The following is a 17,106-nucleotide window of genomic DNA, read 5'->3' as shown; positions in this document are numbered from 1 at the left end:
GAAGCAGCCGACCGTCAGCAACGATACCGGCACACGGGACGGCCCCCACGGGACGGGGGCGTGGCCGGAAGGTAGCGTCTGCCGGGAGCGGGATCGGGGAACGCGGTCGCCGTGCGGCGCGTTCCCCGAGTGACAGCTCATGTCAGACAGCCGTATTCACCTAGGGGAAGACGCTCAGTTGATGCCGGACCGCAGCCTGCGACTCCACACGCTCCCCCCGCAGCACCTGCCTGGAGGAGAGCGCGGCACCCTGCTGCTGCGCGAGCGCCCCGGCTCGCCGCCCGACGCCCCGCAGGACGACAACCCCTTCGCCCCGCCCCCGGAGGGCACCCCGGACAGCCCGTGGCGGCCCCGGCACCCGTCGGGCGCGGGCGGCTCCCCCGAGGGTCAGGAGGGCCAGGGCGGCCAAGGACCCCAGGGAACCCCGGGCGCCCAGGGGGGCGGACACTCCCCCTGGGGCAGCCAGTGGAGCGACCAGCAGCCGGGCCGCGCCCCCGGCGGCTTCGGCGAGCGCCCCGGCCCGGGCCCCTCCGGCCCCGGCCCCGAGGGCGGCGGCCCCGGCGGCCAGGGCCCCACACCCCGCTGGGACCCCACGGACCCGGCCCAGCGCAAGGGGCGCTACGCGCTGCTGTGCGGCATGTGGGCCTTCTTCTTCGCCCTCTTCGGCTGGCCGTACGTGGCCCTGCTGCTCGGCGCCCTGGCCCTGAACTGGGGCATCGGCTCCCTGCGAGCCAAGCCCCGCACCCCCGACCCCACCGCCCCGGCACCCGCCGAGCCCACGGGCCGGCCCCAGACCACCGCGGCGATCAGCGGCCTGGTCACCGCGTCCCTGGCGCTCGCCCTGGTCGCGGTCACCTTCACCGCCCAGCTCGTCTACCGCGACTACTACACCTGCACCAGCGACGCCCTCACCAACGAGGCGAAGCAGTCCTGCAACGACCTGCTCCCGAAGGAGCTGAAGGGCATCCTGGGGGCGAACAGCTGAGGGTCGCCCGAGGCCCCCTGACCGTCCGTGCGCGCCTCTGACGCGAGGGGCACGGGGCGCGTGCATGGGCCAGGGCGGCGGGGCGAGGAGCTTTCGGCGGTCACCGTGACGGGGCCGAGCCCTCGTCCTCCGCCGCGCCCGGCGCCTCCTCCCCCACCTCCCGCAAGGCCGCCCACCGCACCTCCCGCGGCGTGTCCCCGTGCCACACCGGTTCGTCGGGCCCCTCCGGCCCGTCCGCCGCCTCCGGCCGCCCCTCGGGCTCCTCGGGCCCCTCGGGCTCCTTCGCCGCGTCGGCCCCCGCCTCCTTCTCCACCCCTCTCTCCGTCCCCCTGCCCGTCCCGCTCCCCAGCTCCCGCTCCATCGCCGTCCCCACCTCCAGTTCCACGAAGTCGTACGGCTCGAACCCGAACTCCCCGAACCCGAACTCCTCGCCCCCGACCAGCCCCTTGTCGTCGTCCCCACGCGCTTCCCGGTCCGAGGGCACCCCGCCGCCCGCCGTCCGCCAGGACGCGTCCGGCACCCACTTCCGGCCCCGCCTCGCCCGCACGCACAGCCCCACCGGCACCCCTACGGCCACGGTCCACAGCACCACCGCGCCACCGACCTGCCACCACACCGGCCCGAACCGAGCCAGCGCCCCCACGCCCAACGGCCCGCCCGCCAACCCCGCGAGCCCGCCGGCCAACACCCCGCACACCACGCCCGCCGCCCCGACGACCCCCACCGTCCGCCACCGCGACCAGGCGTCCTCGCTCCCGCCCGGCAACGCCCCCTCCCGCGCCACGAACACCCCCACCGTCGCCCCGGCCAGCACCGGCACGACCCCGGCCACCCAGTTCCACACGCCTCCCGCCCCCGCCTCCGGCACCGCCGCCAGCAGCGGAAACGGCGGCAGAAGCGGCGCCGGGTCCGAGAGCAACGGGTCCACCACATGCCCGGCCCCGAGCACATAACCGGGCCCGAGCGCATACGCCGCCGCCCACACCGCCGCGTTCGGCACCAGCGCCACACACAGCAGCAGCACCGCGAACCGCCCCGACCACCCCTCGGTCAGCTGCAGGAACGCCCCGCGGGCCGCTCCCAGGTGCCACACCGACGACACGGCCACCAGCAACGCCCCACCCCCGACCAGCACCGCCACCCCGGCCGAGGCCGCCCGCACCGCCGCCCCGACCCACTCGCCGAGCAGGCAGCGCCGCAGCCCTCGCGGCAGCATCCGTACCAGCGCGTGCCGGGGACGCCCTGACGCCGTCCACACCCCCGCCCCCGCCGCCAGTGCCGCCACCCCCGGCACACACACGGCCGCCCACAGCCACGACGGCCGCAACGCTCCCCCGGCCGCGTAGCAGGCCGCGCCCGCCGCCACGACGAGATACCCGACGACCACCCCGGCCCACGCCATCCGCGCACTGACCGCGCCCCCCGGCGCGTGCCCGCCACTGCCGTACCGGTCCGCCCTGTCCGGCCTGTCCGACCCGTCCGACCCGTCCGCCCTGTGCGGCCTGCCCCACCCGTCCGCCCCGACCCGCCCGTCCGGTCCGTCCGCCGCGTCGGTCGCGTCCGGTCCGTCCACGGCGTCCCGCGCGGCCCGATGCACCAGCCACACCGGGAGCACCAGCAACAGCAACGGCGTGACCCCCACCGGCGCCGCCACCCCGGTCAGCGTGTCGGTCCGCACCAGCTCGGCCCCGTGCGCCAGCAGCCACAGCGCGGCGGCGACATGCAGCGCCCCGCCCGGCCCGCTGTCCGGATACGGCGAACTGATCCACAGCACCATCACGAGCGCGGCGAACGACCCCAGCCCGAGCCCGGCGGCCAGCACCCCGCCCAGGAGGCCGGCGCCCAGTCCGGGCGACCGGTCGCGCAGCCGGGCGTGCAGCCGGGTCAGCAGGGGCGACAACGACGACCGGCGGGCGCTCATCAGGTTCACGACCGTCATGGTCCCAACGACACGCGCTTTCCCGTCGTAACAGGCGAACCTCCGCCGTGTCACTCAATATACGTTTATGTACTTTTTCGTACGGAGGGGCTTCCTGTGACTCAGCGCCCCGCCAACCCGCTCCCCCCGCCCAAGGAGTGCCGACGCCTGCGCGAGGCGGGCGCCCTGACACAGGCTCAGGTAGCCGCGCAGGTGGGCGTCACCCGGGAGACGGTGCGCGCGTGGGAGTCCGGCCGCACCACTCCGCGCGGACGGAAGCGGGAGGCGTACGCGAAGCTGCTGGCCTCACTGACGACACCGGAAACAGCACCGGCAACCCAGCCGGAAACACAGCCGGCAACGGGCCCCGCCGGGATCACGACAGCCCCTCAGAAGGCGGGATCCCCCGAATTCATCCCCCATCTGACGGCGAGCCGAACGAGGCAGCGGCGACACCCCCACCCGTCGGCGGCCGGCACCCCCACCCGTACGGCCACCGTCCCCCGCACCTCCGTCGAACGCCCCGGCCCGGCCACCTTCCTGTCCCCCGCTCAGGCCTTCGACGCCCTCTACGCCTTCTGCGCCCCCGCCCTCGTCCGCCAGGCCTACCTCCTCTCGGGCCGCCGCGAACTCGCCCGCGAGTCGGTCGAGCGGGCCTTCCAGATCGCCTGGCAGCGCTGGCCCGAGGTGGCCGTCGACCCCGACCCGGCGGGCTGGGTGCGGGCGACGGCGTACGAGTACGCGCTCTCCCCCTGGCACCGGTTCCGCCCCCGCTACCGCCACCCCGAACCACCGCCCGCCGACGCCGCCGACCGCGCCCTGCTCGACGTACTCCTGGCGCTCCCGCCGTCGCAGCGCCGCACCCTGCTGCTCCACGACGGGGTGGGGCTCGGGCTGCCGGAGACCGCGGCGGAGACGGAGGCGAGCACACCCGCGACGGCGAGCCGCCTGCTGCACGCGCGCCGGGCGGTGGCCGCGCGCCTGCCCGGACTGGCGGACCCGGCCGCGCTGCACCGGCGGCTGGCGGAGGTGGCGTCCGTGGAACGGCTGCGCGCTCCCAAGCCGCCGGCCGTGCGCATGGGCAGCGAGCGGCGGGCGCGCTTCTGGACCCGCGCGGCGATCGCGTTCACGGTCACGATCATCGGCGCCACCGCCCTCACCCTGCGTACGGCCCCCACGCGGTACGAGCCCCCGGTACCGCCCGGCGAGACGGTGCAGGGCATCCCGCCACGGCCCGCCCCCGGCACCCTGTCGGGCAAGGAGCTGAAGCTGCGGAAGAAGCTGCGCTCGGAGACGGCACACGGTCCGGAGCGGCTGATCCCGGAATCACGGTAGGAAACGCCGGTGGGCCCGCCCCCCACCCAGGGGAACGGGCCCACCGACACACCACTACGGAGTTCAGCCGGCGAGGATCTCGCGCGCCAGCTTCGCCGTCTCGGTCGGCGTCTTGCCGACCTTGACGCCGGCGGCCTCGAGGGCCTCCTTCTTCGCGGCGGCCGTACCGGAGGAGCCGGAGACGATGGCGCCGGCGTGGCCCATGGTCTTGCCCTCGGGCGCGGTGAAGCCCGCGACGTAGCCGACGACCGGCTTCTTCACGTTGTCCTTGATGAAGGCCGCGGCCCGCTCCTCGGCGTCGCCACCGATCTCACCGATCATCACGATCAGGTCCGTGTCGGGGTCGGCCTCGAACGCGGCGAGCGCGTCGATGTGGGTGGTGCCGATGACCGGGTCGCCACCGATGCCGACGGCCGACGAGAAGCCGATGTCACGGAGCTCGTACATCATCTGGTACGTCAGCGTGCCGGACTTCGACACCAGACCGATACGGCCCGGCTTGGTGATGTCGCCCGGGATGATGCCGGCGTTCGACTGACCCGGGGTGATGAGACCGGGGCAGTTCGGGCCGATGATGCGGGTCTTGTTGCCCTGCGACACGGCGTACGCGTAGAACGCGGCCGAGTCGTGGACGGCGATGCCCTCGGTGATGACGACGGCGAGGGGGATCTCCGCGTCGATCGCCTCGACGACGGCGGCCTTGGCGAAGGCCGGCGGCACGAAGAGGACGGACACGTTGGCGCCCGTCTTCTCGATCGCCTCGGCGACCGTGCCGAAGACCGGGATCTCGGTGCCGTCGATGTCGACGGACGTGCCCGCCTTGCGCGGGTTCACGCCACCGACGATGTTCGTCCCGTCCGCGAGCATGAGCTTGGTGTGCTTCATGCCCGTGGCACCGGTCATGCCCTGGACGATGACCTTGCTGTCCTTGTTGAGGAAGATAGCCATGGCTGTTCTGTCCCTCGTCCCTTACTTCGCAGCCGCGAGCTCGGCGGCCTTGTCGGCCGCGCCGTCCATGGTGTCCACGCGCTGCACGAGCGGGTGGTTGGCGTCGGAGAGGATCTGGCGACCCAGCTCGGCGTTGTTGCCGTCCAGACGGACGACGAGCGGCTTGGTGACTTCCTCGCCACGGTCCTCGAGGAGCTTCAGCGCCTGGACGATGCCGTTGGCGACCTCGTCGCACGCGGTGATGCCGCCGAAGACGTTGACGAAGACGGACTTGACGTCCGGGTCGCCGAGGATGATCTCCAGGCCGTTCGCCATGACGGCGGCGGAGGCGCCGCCACCGATGTCGAGGAAGTTGGCGGGCTTGACGCCGCCGTGGTTCTCACCGGCGTACGCGACGACGTCGAGGGTGCTCATGACGAGACCCGCGCCGTTGCCGATGATGCCGACCTCGCCGTCGAGCTTGACGTAGTTGAGGTTCTTCGCCTTGGCGGCGGCCTCGAGCGGGTTGGCCGACTCCTTGTCCTGGAGCGCCTCGTGGCCCGGCTGGCGGAACTCGGCGTTCTCGTCCAGGGAGACCTTGCCGTCCAGGGCGATGACGTCGCCGGAGGCGACCTTGGCCAGCGGGTTGACCTCGACGAGGAGGGCGTCCTCCTCGATGAAGGTCTTCCACAGCGTCTCGAGGACGTTCGCCACCTTGTCGGCGACCTCGGCCGGGAAGTTCGCGGCCTCGACGATCTGGCGGGCGACCTCGGGGGTCACACCCACATTGGCGTCGATCGGCGTCTTGGCGACGGCCTCGGGGCGGGTCTCCGCCACCTCCTCGATCTCCATGCCGCCCTCGACGGACGCGATGGAGAGGAAGGTGCGGTTGGCACGGTCGAGGAGGAAGGAGACGTAGTACTCCTCCAGGATCTCCGGGGCCGTCTCGGCGATCATCACCTTGTGGACCGTGTGGCCCTTGATGTCCATGCCGAGGATGTTGGTCGCGTGCTCGACCGCCTCGTCGGCGGTGGCGGCGAGCTTCACGCCACCGGCCTTGCCACGGCCGCCGACCTTCACCTGGGCCTTGACGACGGACTTGCCACCAAGACGCTCGGTGGCTGCGCGGGCCGCCTCAGGCGTGTCGATGACTTCACCGGCCAGCACCGGTACATCGTGCTTGGCGAAGAGGTCCCTCGCCTGGTACTCGAACAGGTCCACGCGCTTCCGTCCCTATCAGTGATCTCGCGGTTCGATGGATGCGTGGGCGTGCCGCGATGGGCAACGTGACGACCGCGTGTCACAAGGGGGGCGCACACGGTGTCCGAGCGCGCGGCATGTCCGTCTCGCAGGTTATCCCTGCTACCCGGAGGCCTCTAAATCGCGGGTCACACCTGAGCGGTGATACCTGTCACATGATGCCGCTCTCACTGGCACGGCGTGCCGGACGTGCGGAGCCTCACCGGGTTGGGGTTGACCCGGTGAGGCCCCTTGAACAGCCCCTTAGGGGCGCAGGGCGACGAATCCCCACCCCAATGGGGACTCCTCGCCCCCCTCCGTGAGGTTTCGGCAGGACGGACCGACGGCTTTCGGCCGTCCGGGGCCTCCTGCCTCACGAAGGAGTCCACTCGCCCTCACTCCGGCACAGACATTGCCTTCGGCCGGAGCGGTTGCGATCAACGGGTGGGTCGGTATCGGGGGCCGGGGGCCGCTTCCCCCGCCTCCGCGGCCCTGTGCGCGCGGGCGGCCCGCGCGCCCTGGATGACCAGGGCGGCGACACCCCTCGGCTTGGCCACGGTCACGGCCACGGCCACGGCCACCCGGACCGTGGACCCGCCGGCGAAACCGTCCCGGCATCGGAGAGGGGGTCTGCGGGGCTCCGGGGCTCCGGGCGGGCAGACCTGCTCCACTCCCGCGCGGCGGGTTCACAGCGGGGGTGACGGCCCGGCCCTAGCCGGGGAAGAGCGGGATGTCCCGGTACCTGTCCTGCGTCCCGGCCGAGCGGGAACCCACGACACCACCGGGCACCAGCCGCAGCGGCACCCGGTCGTACGACGTGACGGCATGCGCGTCACCGTGTCGCGACACGCCGCCGTCGAGAACGATCGCCCGCGCCGACACGCCACCGGGATCACCGGCGGGCCCGCGAGGAGGGGCCTGGCCGGCGCGGGCGACGGAAGCGGCCCCGGGAGCCGCGACGCGCGAGACCGACCGCACGGCGGCGGCATCACGAGTGAGGGACGCCACCGGGCCGTACGAGGAGGGGGAGGCGGGGGAGGCGGGGGAAGTGGTGAGGGCGGAGGAGGGCGCCGAGGTCGCCGAGGACGCGTGCGTCGCCTTCGCCGCCTTGTCGGCGGCCGCGGTCCCGTCCGGCACCGGCGCCACCCCGGCCCCGGCCTCGGGCGCCTGCGGGACGGGCAGCGGAAGGGGCTGCACGGGTAGGGAGGGAAGCGCCGGGAGAGTCGGAAGGGCCGACAGGTCGGGCAGGTCCGGCAGGTCCGGCAGACTCGGGGCTCCTGGAAGGCCGGCCAGATCCGTGAGGTCGGCCGGAGCGGTCGGATCCGTGACGGCCGTGAGGTCTGTGAGGTCTGCGAGGTCCGCCTGCATCGGCACCCCGGCCACCGGCACCCCGGGCGATCCCGTCGCCCTTTCCGCCGCATGCGCCTGTTCCCCGCAGAGGAACCCGAGGGCGAACAACCCACCCACCAGCAACGTCAGTTGCAACGCACGCCGTCCGGCCGCCGTGCGCAGGACGCGCAACGCGGCAACGGGCAGGGTGGCGAGCGAGGCCAAGAGGGGAGGTTCCTCCTGTACGACTACGGCGGAGACGGTGAAGACGTCGGAGACGGCCGAGACTTCGGCGCGGACAGCGGGGTAGGCGCGTGTCGCGGCGTGTCGGTGTGGCGTGGCGTCGATCCTCGCACGCGGCTCCCACGGTCGCGCAACCCCGCCGCCACCGATGGGTAGTCATGTCGGCCATGTCCCGTTCACAGCCTTTCACCGCCCTTCACAGCCCTTCGCCGCTGTTCACCGCCCTTCACGGACCATCACGGCCCTTCCGCCCGCGTGTCACATCGTGTCCGGCACGGGCAGGGGGCGTTTCTCGATCGCCGCCGCCATCACCTCCGGGAAGAGTTCGGGTGTGCAGGCGAACGCCGGTGCGCCCAGGGCCGCGAGCGCGGCCGCGTGCTCCCGGTCGTAGGCGGGCGCCCCTTCGTCCGACAGTGCGAGCAGCGCGACGAACTGCACCCCGGACGCCTTCATCGCCGCGACCCGCTTCAGCATCTCGTTCCGTATGCCGCCCTCGTACAGGTCGCTGATGAGGACCACGACCGTCTCCGCGGGACGGCTGATCCTCGACTGGCAGTACGCGAGCGCCCGGTTGATGTCCGTCCCCCCGCCGAGCCGGGTGCCGAAGAGGACGTCGACGGGGTCGGCCAGTTCCTCGGTGAGGTCGGCGACCGCCGTGTCGAACACCACCAGCCGGGTGCTGATCGACCGCATCGACGCCAGCACCGCCCCGAACACCGACGCGTACACCACCGACGCCGCCATCGACCCCGACTGGTCGACGCAGAGGACGACCTCCTTCTTCACGGACCGCGACGCCCGCCCGTACCCGACGAGCCGCTCCGGCACGACCGTCCCGTACTCGGGCAGGTAGTGCTTGAGGTTGGCGGCGATCGTGCGGTTCCAGTCGATGTCGTGGTGGCGCGGGCGGGCGATGCGCGCGCTGCGGTCGAGGGCGCCGGTGAGTGCGGCCCGGGTGCGGGTGGCGAGCCGCTTCTCCAGGTCCTCGACGACCTTGCGGACGACGGCACGTGCCGTCTCCTTCGTGGTCTCCGGCATCGCCTTGTTGAGGGAGAGCAGCGTGCCGACGAGGTGCACGTCGGCCTCCACCGCCGCCAGCATCTCCGGTTCCAGGAGCAGCGCGGACAGCCCGAGCCGGTCGATGGCGTCCCGCTGCATGACCTGGACGACGGAGGAGGGGAAGTACGTCCGGATGTCCCCGAGCCATCTGGCCACGGAGGGCGCCGACGCCCCGAGCCCCGCCGAACGGTCCCGTGCCTGGCGGGGCTGCTCCCCGTTGCCGTAGAGCGCGGTGAGCGCGCCGTCCATCGCCGCGTCCCGCCCGGACAGGCCGTGTCCGGTGCCGTCCGCCGCGTCGCCGCCGAGGACCAGCCGCCAGCGCCGCAGCCGCTCGCGCCCGGCGTCGCCCACCGGCGTGGGCTCACTCACCGTCATGTCCCCGCCTCCCACGGACCCGTCGTCCCGGCCCGCACCGGCTCGCTGTCGCCGTCCCCACCGGAACCCCTTCCGTCGTCCAGTCCGAGCAGCAGCCGCACCACGGGCAGCACGGCGTCCGCCCGTTCCGTGTCGAGCCCGTCCGCGTACCCCCGAGGGACCGGCCCGGCCCGCTCTGCGCCCGCCCGCTCCCCCGGCCCCCGCCGGACCAGCTCGCCAAGGGTTCTGCGCACGCCCGCGTCGTACGCCGAGAACGTCCGCCGCAGCAGCGGCAGGACATCCGTGAACGCCTCCGCCGGCACCCGGGTGAGCCATCCGTCGACCAGGGCGAGCAGCCGCTCGTCGTGCACGAGCAGCAGCCCGCCCCCGGCCCCGCCCCCGACGAACCCCTCGATCCACGCGGCCGCGCCCGCCGGCGGCGTCCCCGGCGACAGGGCGAGCCCCATCAGGCGCGCCGCCTCCTCGTGGTCCAGCTGTCCGTCGTCCAGCAGCAGCCGCACGGCACGCCCCCGGACGACACCCGGCACCCGCTCCCGCCCGGCCAGCACCCGCAGCACCTCGCGCCAGCGCCCCCGCAGTCCACGACCGTGCCGTCCCCCCTCGGTCGACGCCCCCTCGCCCGCGGCCCCGCCCGTCGCGTCCGCCGCCGTCTCCTCCAGCAGCCCCACCGCCCCGTGCACGGCGTCGACATGGCGGCGCATCTCGTCCGCCGCGTCCGCGTCCAGGGCGGCGCAGGCCGGGGGCAGGCCGACGAAGATCCGCTCGGCGAGGCCGGCGGCGACCTCCGCCAGGGCGCCGGTGTCGGTGCCGCGCACATCGCCGTAGCGCAGGGAGCGGACGAGGGCGGGCAGGGCCTGGGCGAGCCGGCCGACGTCCGTGTCGAGGGCCGCGCGGTCGGCGAGGATCCGCATGACGGTGGGGAGCGCGTCCGCCAGTCCGGCCAGCAGGCAGCGCTCGGCGAGCGCGGTCACCTCGGCCAGCCCCCGCGCGGCGACCGCGTCGGCCTCCGCCTTGGAGGTCGCCGCGGCCCGTACGGTCGTCCCCCACACGCCGGCCTCGGCGACCCGCACGGACAGCTCGGGCTCCCAGCGCAGCCGCCAGGTCTCCCGGAACGTCCCCGTGCCGCTCCGCGAGACGGCCGGCTCGCCCCACGCGACACCCAGCAGCCGCAGCCGGTGCAGCAGCCGGTCGCGCTCGGCGTCGGTCTCCCCACGAAGGTCGAGCTCCAGCTCGCGCTCGGCCGCCTCCGGTTTGAGCCGCAGCCGGCGCTGGAGCCGGTCCAGGTCACGCTGCAACGGGACCGAGGGCGCCCCGGCCGGCACCTCACCCAGCACGTCCCCGACCACGAGCCGGTCCCGCACCAGCGCCAACGGCACGTCCGAGCCCTCGCACAGCACCGCCCGCACGGCGTCGGTCGTCTCGGCCAGACCGGGCAGCGGTCTGCCGCGCAGCGCGGCGAGCGTCTCGGCCAGCCGGACCGCCTCGATGACGTGCGCCGAGGACACGATCCGGTCCTCCTCCCGCAGCAGCACGGCCACCTTGGTCAGCCAGCGTTCGACCGGCCGGTCCGGCGCGCCGAACAGATGCGCGTACCAGCCCGGCGAGTCGATCCCCGCCCCGTATCCCCCGGCTCGCGCCAGCCTGCGGTGGGTCCACGGCACCCAGGTCAGGTCGGCCCTGACCTTGGCCAGCCCCTTGAGCAGCGCCCGGTCGGCGGCGACGGCGGTCCTCCGGCGCAGGGCCGGCACATGCCACGCCCCGCACACCACGGCCACCCCGTCGTCCCCGAACTCCTTCTGCGCGGCCCGCACCTGAAGGCGCATGTACGCCTCCCGCACCAGGTCCCGGCTGTTCTCCCCCGCGCCGTCCTCCGCCTCCCGGAGCGCCCCCATGGCCTCATCCAGTGCGGCGAACGGCGCGAACGGGTCCCCCACACCCGCCCCGCGGTGCTCGACGACGTCCTCCCACCAGCGTTCGGCGTCGTCGTGTCCGGCGATCTCGGCGAGTGTGGCGAGCGGGTCGGCCCGGAGACCGTCGGCACGCGCCCGCGTGCCCGGCTCCGCCGGCTCCCCCTCGGCTCCCGCCCGCTCGGCCGTCTCCTGCGGCTCCCGCCGCGCCCCCACGTCCTCCTCCCCCTGCCACGCCAGGGTGTGGGTGGCCGGCAGGTCGATGAAGCGGGCGGGCACGTCGTGGTCCAGGGCCCAGCGGAGCGCGACCCACTCCGGGGAGAACTCGGCCATCGGCCAGAACATGGAGCGGCCGGGCTCGTCGACGGCATGGGCGAGCAGGGCGACCGGCGGCCGCATGTCCGGGTCGGCGGCCAGCGGGATCAGGGCGTCGGCCTCGGGCGGCCCCTCGACGAGGACGGCCCGGGGCCGGGCGGCGTCCAGCGCCGCCCGGACCGCCCGTGCCGAACCCGGCCCGTGGTGCCGTACTCCGAGCAGGAACGGCCACCGTGTGTCGTCGTCGCTCCGGGCGGCCCTTCGGCCGCCGGTGTTCTGAACCCCCGTCATCCTTTCCCCACCTTCTCCCGATGCCGCTTCCGCTCCTTCTCGCACCGCCGCGCCCGCACGGGCGCGGTTCACCCGCTCACCTCGCGGCAGGCCCGGTAGAAGTCCGTCCATCCGTGGCGCTCGCGGACCACCGCTTCCAGGTACTCCTGCCAGACCACCCGGTCCGCCGCCGGATCGCGGACGACCGCGCCGAGGATCCCCGCGGCGACATCGCCCGCCCGCAGCACGCCGTCGCCGAAGTGCGCGGCGAGCGCGAGGCCGCCGGTGACGACGGAGATGGCCTCGGCGGTGGACAGCGTGCCGCTGGGCGACTTCACCTTCGTCCGGCCGTCGGAGGTGATGCCGTCGCGCAGTTCCCGGAAGACGGTCACCACGCGGCGGATCTCGTCGACGCCGTCGGGTGCGGCCGGCAGGTCGAGGGAGCGGCCGATCTGGTCGACACGGCGGGCGACGATGCCGACCTCGGCCTCGACGCTCTCCGGCAGCGGCAGCACCACCGTGTTGAAGCGGCGGCGCAGGGCGCTGGACAGCTCGTTGACCCCGCGGTCACGGTCGTTGGCGGTGGCGACGAGGTTGAAACCGCGGACCGCCTGCACCTCCTCACCCAGCTCCGGTACGGGCAGCGTCTTCTCCGAGAGGATGGTGATGAGGCTGTCCTGGACGTCCGCCGGAATGCGGGTCAGCTCCTCGACCCGGACCGTCCTGCCCTCCGTCATGGCCCGCATGACCGGGCTGGGGACGAGGGCGGCCCTGCTCGGGCCGTTCGCCAGCAGCTGCGCGTAGTTCCAGCCGTAGCGGATGGCCTCCTCCGGGGTGCCGGCCGTGCCCTGCACGAGCAGGGTCGAGTCGCCGCTGACCGCCGCGGCAAGGTGTTCGGAGACCCAGGTCTTGGCGGTGCCGGGCACGCCGAGGAGCAGCAGGGCGCGGTCGGTGGCGAGGGTGGTGACGGCGACCTCGACGATGCGGCGCGGGCCCACGTACTTCGGTGTGATCACCGTGCCGTCGGGCAGGGTGCCGCCGAGGAGGTAGGTGGCGACGGCCCACGGCGACAGCTTCCAGCGGGCCGGGCGCGGCCGGTCGTCCTGGGCGGCGAGCGCGGTGAGTTCGGTGGCGAAGGCGTGCTCGGCATGCGGTCGCAACGGCTGCGCGGACTGCTGCTGAGCGGGTTCGGGAAACAACGGGTCTACGGACACGGACATGGCTGAGGTCCCCTCCAGCTCGGCCGGTTCGGATCTGGTGTCCACCGTGCACCACGCCACTGACAACGCGATCTGACCTGCGGAAATGCCTCGGCGAGGGTGCTCACCGGACCGATTGTCAGTGGGAGGATCTACCTTCGATGTCATGACTCAGCAGGAGGTGCGCCGGACGGCGGACCGGGTGCTGGCCCGGCGCCTGACTCCGTGTCACGCAAAGCGGGAAGCAAACTCGGCGCGGCCGGGCCGTGGTCCGGTGCGGGCCGTTCGCGGGAGGGGGGCGGTGTGACCGGGAAGGGAGTGAAGGGGGAGGAAGCGGCCGGGAGTTCGGGTCCGGTCGATCCGGAGGCGGCGCGCAGAAGAGCGGAGCGGCGCGCCGAGCGGATCACGGCGGGGGCGACGGAGCTCGAGCACCGCCTGGCCGACCTGCTGCGTTCCGGCCTGGCCGCGGCCGAGCAGGCGGGACACGGGCTGTGGGAGGAGACGGCCGCCCGCATGGTCGACGCCCAGGCCCCCGGACTGGCCTCACGCGTGCGGGAATTGGGCTCGCTGCCGGGGTCCGGCCCCGACTGGCCGACGCGTCTGCTGGAGGAGTGCGCGCTGCTCCATCTCCTCGACCAGGGCTGGCTGCATCGCGAGCGGCTGCCGCACGCCCTGGCGGCCACGGTCCGCACCCGTGTCGGCCTGCCGTCGACACCGGCCGGCCCGCCGACACGCGACCACTGGCTCGTTCTCGCCCAGTACGACGCGTCGGACCCGAAGCTGACGACCCGTCGCATCTGGCTCCACGGCCTGGCCTCGGGGCGCACCTCCCTCGTCCTCTCCTACGGCCCCGCGGGCCGCGCCCCCGACCTCGCCCTGCCGGTCGGCCTGGTCCTGGACGCGGAGCTGTCCGCGCACCCGGGCGCCGGACGGCAACGGGCCTCGCTGGGCGAGCGGTTCGCCCCGCCCGCGCCGACCATGTCCCGTCCACCGGGTTTGACGCCGACCGAGGCGGCCGCCCGTTACGGCGAGGCGCTGCGCGACGACCCCTGGCAGGAGTCCGTCCCGGTGACCCTGGACGACGTCGTCCCGACCCCGGAGGGCGACACCTGGCAGCTGGCCGACGCCCACGGTGACACCGCCCTGCCCCTCACCCTCGGTGCGGCCGGCCGCTCCGCCCTGTGGCGGCTGGTCGCCCTCTCCGGCGGCGCCCCCGTCAAGGTCTTCGGCGAGTGCGGCCACCGGGGTTTCACCCCCCTGACGGCCTGGCCGCCCGGGGCCGGAGAGGCGGTACGCCTGTGAACGCCACGGAGGGGACCCGCATGAACACCACCCCGACACCGACGAATCCGGCACCCACGAATCCGGCACCGACCGCCCCAGCCACCACCGCCCCCACCACCACCGCTCCCGCCCCCACGGCTCCGGCACCCGCCGCCACCCCCACCCCCTGGGACGAGTTGCTCACCGCCGCCCTCCTCGGCACGGACCGCCGTACGCCCCCGGGAGCCACGCCCGGCCGGGCGGCGCCGGCCGCCCTGCTGGACGCGGCCGCCGCCGAGACCGTACGCCGACGGGCCGGGCGGCGGCCGGGACGGGCCGCGCCGCGCCCGGAGCCGGCCCCCGCCGATCCGCGCCCGGTTCTGCCTCCGGCCGCCGCCCGCAGACTCGCGCTGCTGCTGGCCGACCGTCCCGGCACCGGTGGAGCCGGCCGCAGAGGCACCGCGCCGGACCTCATGGAGCTGCTGCCGCAGTGGCTCCAGGCGGCGAACACACGCGGATTCGCGCCGCCCTCCGAGTCCCTGCCCGCGCTGCTGGACGCGGCACGCGCGCGTACGGACCTGCGTCCGGCGGCACTGGAGTTCGCGGGCCCGCGCGCCCTGTGGCTGGCCCGGCTGAACCAGGACTGGCGGTTCGTCCTGCGTGCCGCGCCGGGCGCGGACGGCGCACTGCCGCACCCGGAGGAGACCGACCGGATCGAGAAGCTCTGGCAGGAGGGCCTGTTCGCCGAGCGGGTCGCCCTCCTGGCGTCGCTGCGGTCCCGCGACCCGGACGCCGCGCGCGAGCTGCTCGCCGCCACCTGGCCGACCGAGCGCGCCGAGGACCGGCTGATGTTCCTCGACTCGCTGCGCACCGGCCTCGGCGCGCGGGACGAGCCGTTCCTGGAGCAGGCGCTGACCGACCGCAGCCGCACCGTACGGGCGACGGCGGCGGAGCTGCTGTCGGCGCTGCCGGGATCGGCGCTCGCGTCGCGGATGGCGGTCCGGGCCGGTGCCTGCGTGGCCGTCGACCGCACGCGGGACACGCCAACGATCGTGGTGGAGGCGCCCCACGAGTGCGACGCGGCCATGGAGCGCGACGGCGTGGCCCCCAAGGCGCCGGCCGGTCGCGGCGAACGGTCGTGGTGGTTCGGGCAGTTGGTGGAGTCGGCGCCGCTCGCCGCTTGGCCGGCGCGGCTGGGCGGCCGTACGCCGCGGGAGATCCTGGCGCTGCCGGTGGCGGACGACTGGCTGGGCGAGCTGCACGCGGCGTGGTGCAGGGCGGCCGTCCGGCAGCGGGACGCCACCTGGGCGCGCGCGCTGCTCGGGACGCCGTCGGCGCCCGGGGCGGGCGGTCCCGGCGCTGTCTCGCTCGCCGAGCGGGCGAAGCTGCTGGGCACGCTGCCGGTGGGTGAGCGGGCCGCGTGGGTGGCCGGTTTCATCGCGGCGCACGGTCTGTCGGAGGCGTTCCAGCTGCTGGGGGTGTGCGCGGTGCCGTGGGCGGCGCCGCTCGGCCGGGCGGTGGTGGACGCGCTCAACATCGCGCGGGACGCGGGCAGCTATCCCTGGAGCTTCAGCGGGGTGATGGGCCTGGCCGAACGCTGTCTCGACCCGTCGGAAGCGGCCCGGCTGGACGGCCTGCTGGCCGTGCCGGACGAGCCGGAGGACGCGTCACCGGGCGCCGGCAGCTACTGGGCGGAGGCGTTCCAGCGGCTGGGGTCGACGCTGCGGCTGCGCGCGGTGATGACACAGGAACTGGGCGGCGACGAACCGTCGCCCCGTCCGGTGTTCGAGCACGGAACGCTGTCGGCCGCACCGCACGACGGGGCACCGTCGGCCGCACCGAACGACAGAGCGCCCTCGGCGCCGAGCGGCCGTCCGAGACCGTCGTCCCCGGGGACATCGCCCCCGGGAGCAGCACCCCCAGAGCCGGCGCCCCCCGGGTCGGTCGCCCCGGGCGCCCCGTTCCGTGCGTCGGCGACGGTCGCTCCGGACGACCCGCCGCACCGAGCGTCCGCCTAGGACCTAGGGCCAGAACCCCACGACCCCGGCAAGATCCGAAAGAGAGGCCCTAGGCTCCGGCCGGCTGCCGCACATTCGCGCGGACCCAGTCCACGATCGACGCCGTCGTCGCCCCGGGGGTGAAGATCTCCGCGACGCCCTTCTCCTTCAGCGGCGGGATGTCCGCCTCGGGGATGATCCCCCCGCCGAAGACCAGGATGTCGGCCGCGTCCCGCTCCTTCAGGAGCTCGATGACGGCGCCGAAGAGCGTGTTGTGCGCCCCGGAGAGGATGGAGAGGCCGATCGCGTCGGCGTCCTCCTGGATCGCCGTGTCGACGATCTGCTCGGGCGTCTGGTGGAGGCCGGTGTAGATGACCTCCATACCGGCGTCGCGCAGCGCCCGCGCGATCACCTTGGCCCCGCGATCGTGGCCGTCGAGCCCCGGCTTGGCGACCACCACGCGGATCGGACCGGCTGCCACACCCATCACTGCCTCCATGAACCGACTCCGTCCATCCTCGATGGCCAGGCCACCCCGCGCCACATCGCCCGGGGAAGTGAACGAACGTTATCTCCAGCATCCCGCAACCGGCAGTTTCATGGTGCGGACCGAGGGGGAAATCACACGTTGGGACAACTTCACCGCGCACTGCTCCCCCGCGCCACGGAGGAGCGGCCGCACACGGGAGCCGCACGAGGTCGCCGTACCGCCGCGCCGCAGGCCGCGCGCCGCGGCGGTACGGCG

11 protein-coding genes and 1 pseudogene are annotated in these 17,106 nt (G+C 74.5%); 4 read left to right on the top strand and 8 right to left on the bottom strand.

The annotated features are described in order from the left end of the window. Nucleotides 1-181 precede the first annotated feature (181 nt). A complete protein-coding gene (locus IE275_RS03750) occupies nucleotides 182-985 on the top strand; it encodes a hypothetical protein (protein WP_189707484.1) in 804 nt (267 codons plus the stop codon). 100 nt (nucleotides 986-1,085) lie between these two features. Here the strand turns inward: IE275_RS03750 and IE275_RS03745 are convergent, their stop codons facing one another. Beyond that, nucleotides 1,086-2,924 carry a cell division protein PerM gene (locus tag IE275_RS03745; RefSeq protein WP_189707482.1) on the bottom strand — a complete coding sequence of 613 codons (1,839 nt, stop codon included), beginning with the start codon at nucleotides 2,922-2,924 and terminating at the stop codon, nucleotides 1,086-1,088. Nucleotides 2,925-3,020: 96 nt separating this feature from the next. Between IE275_RS03745 and IE275_RS03740 the strand changes: the two genes are divergently transcribed. Beyond that, complete coding sequence (locus tag IE275_RS03740) at nucleotides 3,021-4,238, top strand: helix-turn-helix domain-containing protein (protein WP_189707480.1); 1,218 nt, start codon at nucleotides 3,021-3,023, stop codon at nucleotides 4,236-4,238. Nucleotides 4,239-4,301: 63 nt separating this feature from the next. Here IE275_RS03740 and sucD read toward each other — a convergent pair whose 3' ends face one another. The 6 genes from sucD to IE275_RS03710 all read right to left on the bottom strand — a co-directional run bounded on the left by sucD (nucleotide 4,302) and on the right by IE275_RS03710 (nucleotide 13,122). Next, entirely contained in the window at nucleotides 4,302-5,186 is an 885-nt protein-coding gene (gene sucD, locus IE275_RS03735) for a succinate--CoA ligase subunit alpha (RefSeq protein ID WP_189707478.1), read from the bottom strand. Nucleotides 5,187-5,207: 21 nt separating this feature from the next. Then, complete coding sequence (gene sucC, locus IE275_RS03730; protein ID WP_189707476.1) at nucleotides 5,208-6,386, bottom strand: ADP-forming succinate--CoA ligase subunit beta; 1,179 nt, start codon at nucleotides 6,384-6,386, stop codon at nucleotides 5,208-5,210. A gap of 729 nt (nucleotides 6,387-7,115) precedes the next feature. Next, nucleotides 7,116-7,958 (bottom strand): hypothetical protein, encoded by an 843-nt coding sequence (locus IE275_RS03725; protein ID WP_189707474.1) that lies wholly within the window; start codon nucleotides 7,956-7,958, stop codon nucleotides 7,116-7,118. Between the two features lie 276 nt (nucleotides 7,959-8,234). Then, nucleotides 8,235-9,410, bottom strand: a complete 1,176-nt coding sequence (locus IE275_RS03720; RefSeq protein WP_189707472.1) for a VWA domain-containing protein — start codon at nucleotides 9,408-9,410, stop codon at nucleotides 8,235-8,237. Beyond that, complete coding sequence (locus IE275_RS03715; protein ID WP_229870085.1) at nucleotides 9,407-11,923, bottom strand: DUF5682 family protein; 2,517 nt, start codon at nucleotides 11,921-11,923, stop codon at nucleotides 9,407-9,409. The genes IE275_RS03720 and IE275_RS03715 overlap by 4 nt, the downstream gene beginning before the upstream one ends. A gap of 68 nt (nucleotides 11,924-11,991) precedes the next feature. Then, nucleotides 11,992-13,122: an ATP-binding protein gene (locus IE275_RS03710; RefSeq protein WP_189707471.1), complete on the bottom strand. Its 1,131-nt coding sequence runs from the start codon at nucleotides 13,120-13,122 to the stop codon at nucleotides 11,992-11,994. Between the two features lie 145 nt (nucleotides 13,123-13,267). Between IE275_RS03710 and IE275_RS03705 the strand changes: the two are divergent. Further along, a pseudogene (locus IE275_RS03705) lies at nucleotides 13,268-14,403 on the top strand (SWIM zinc finger family protein). Between the two features lie 20 nt (nucleotides 14,404-14,423). Next, nucleotides 14,424-16,382, top strand: coding sequence for a DUF5691 domain-containing protein (locus tag IE275_RS03700; protein ID WP_229870084.1), 1,959 nt, complete (start codon nucleotides 14,424-14,426; stop codon nucleotides 16,380-16,382). 49 nt (nucleotides 16,383-16,431) lie between these two features. Here IE275_RS03700 and icmB read toward each other — a convergent pair whose 3' ends face one another. Beyond that, nucleotides 16,432-16,848, bottom strand: coding sequence for a coenzyme B12-dependent isobutyryl CoA mutase small subunit (gene icmB, locus IE275_RS03695; RefSeq protein WP_189708660.1), 417 nt, complete (start codon nucleotides 16,846-16,848; stop codon nucleotides 16,432-16,434). Nucleotides 16,849-17,106: the final 258 nt, after the last annotated feature.

Source organism: Streptomyces phaeofaciens (assembly GCF_014648915.1).
Classification (GTDB): Bacteria; Actinomycetota; Actinomycetes; order Streptomycetales; family Streptomycetaceae; genus Streptomyces; species Streptomyces phaeofaciens.
The sequence above is the reverse complement of the archived record's forward strand: the minus strand, read 5'-3'. Positions and strand labels throughout refer to the sequence as shown.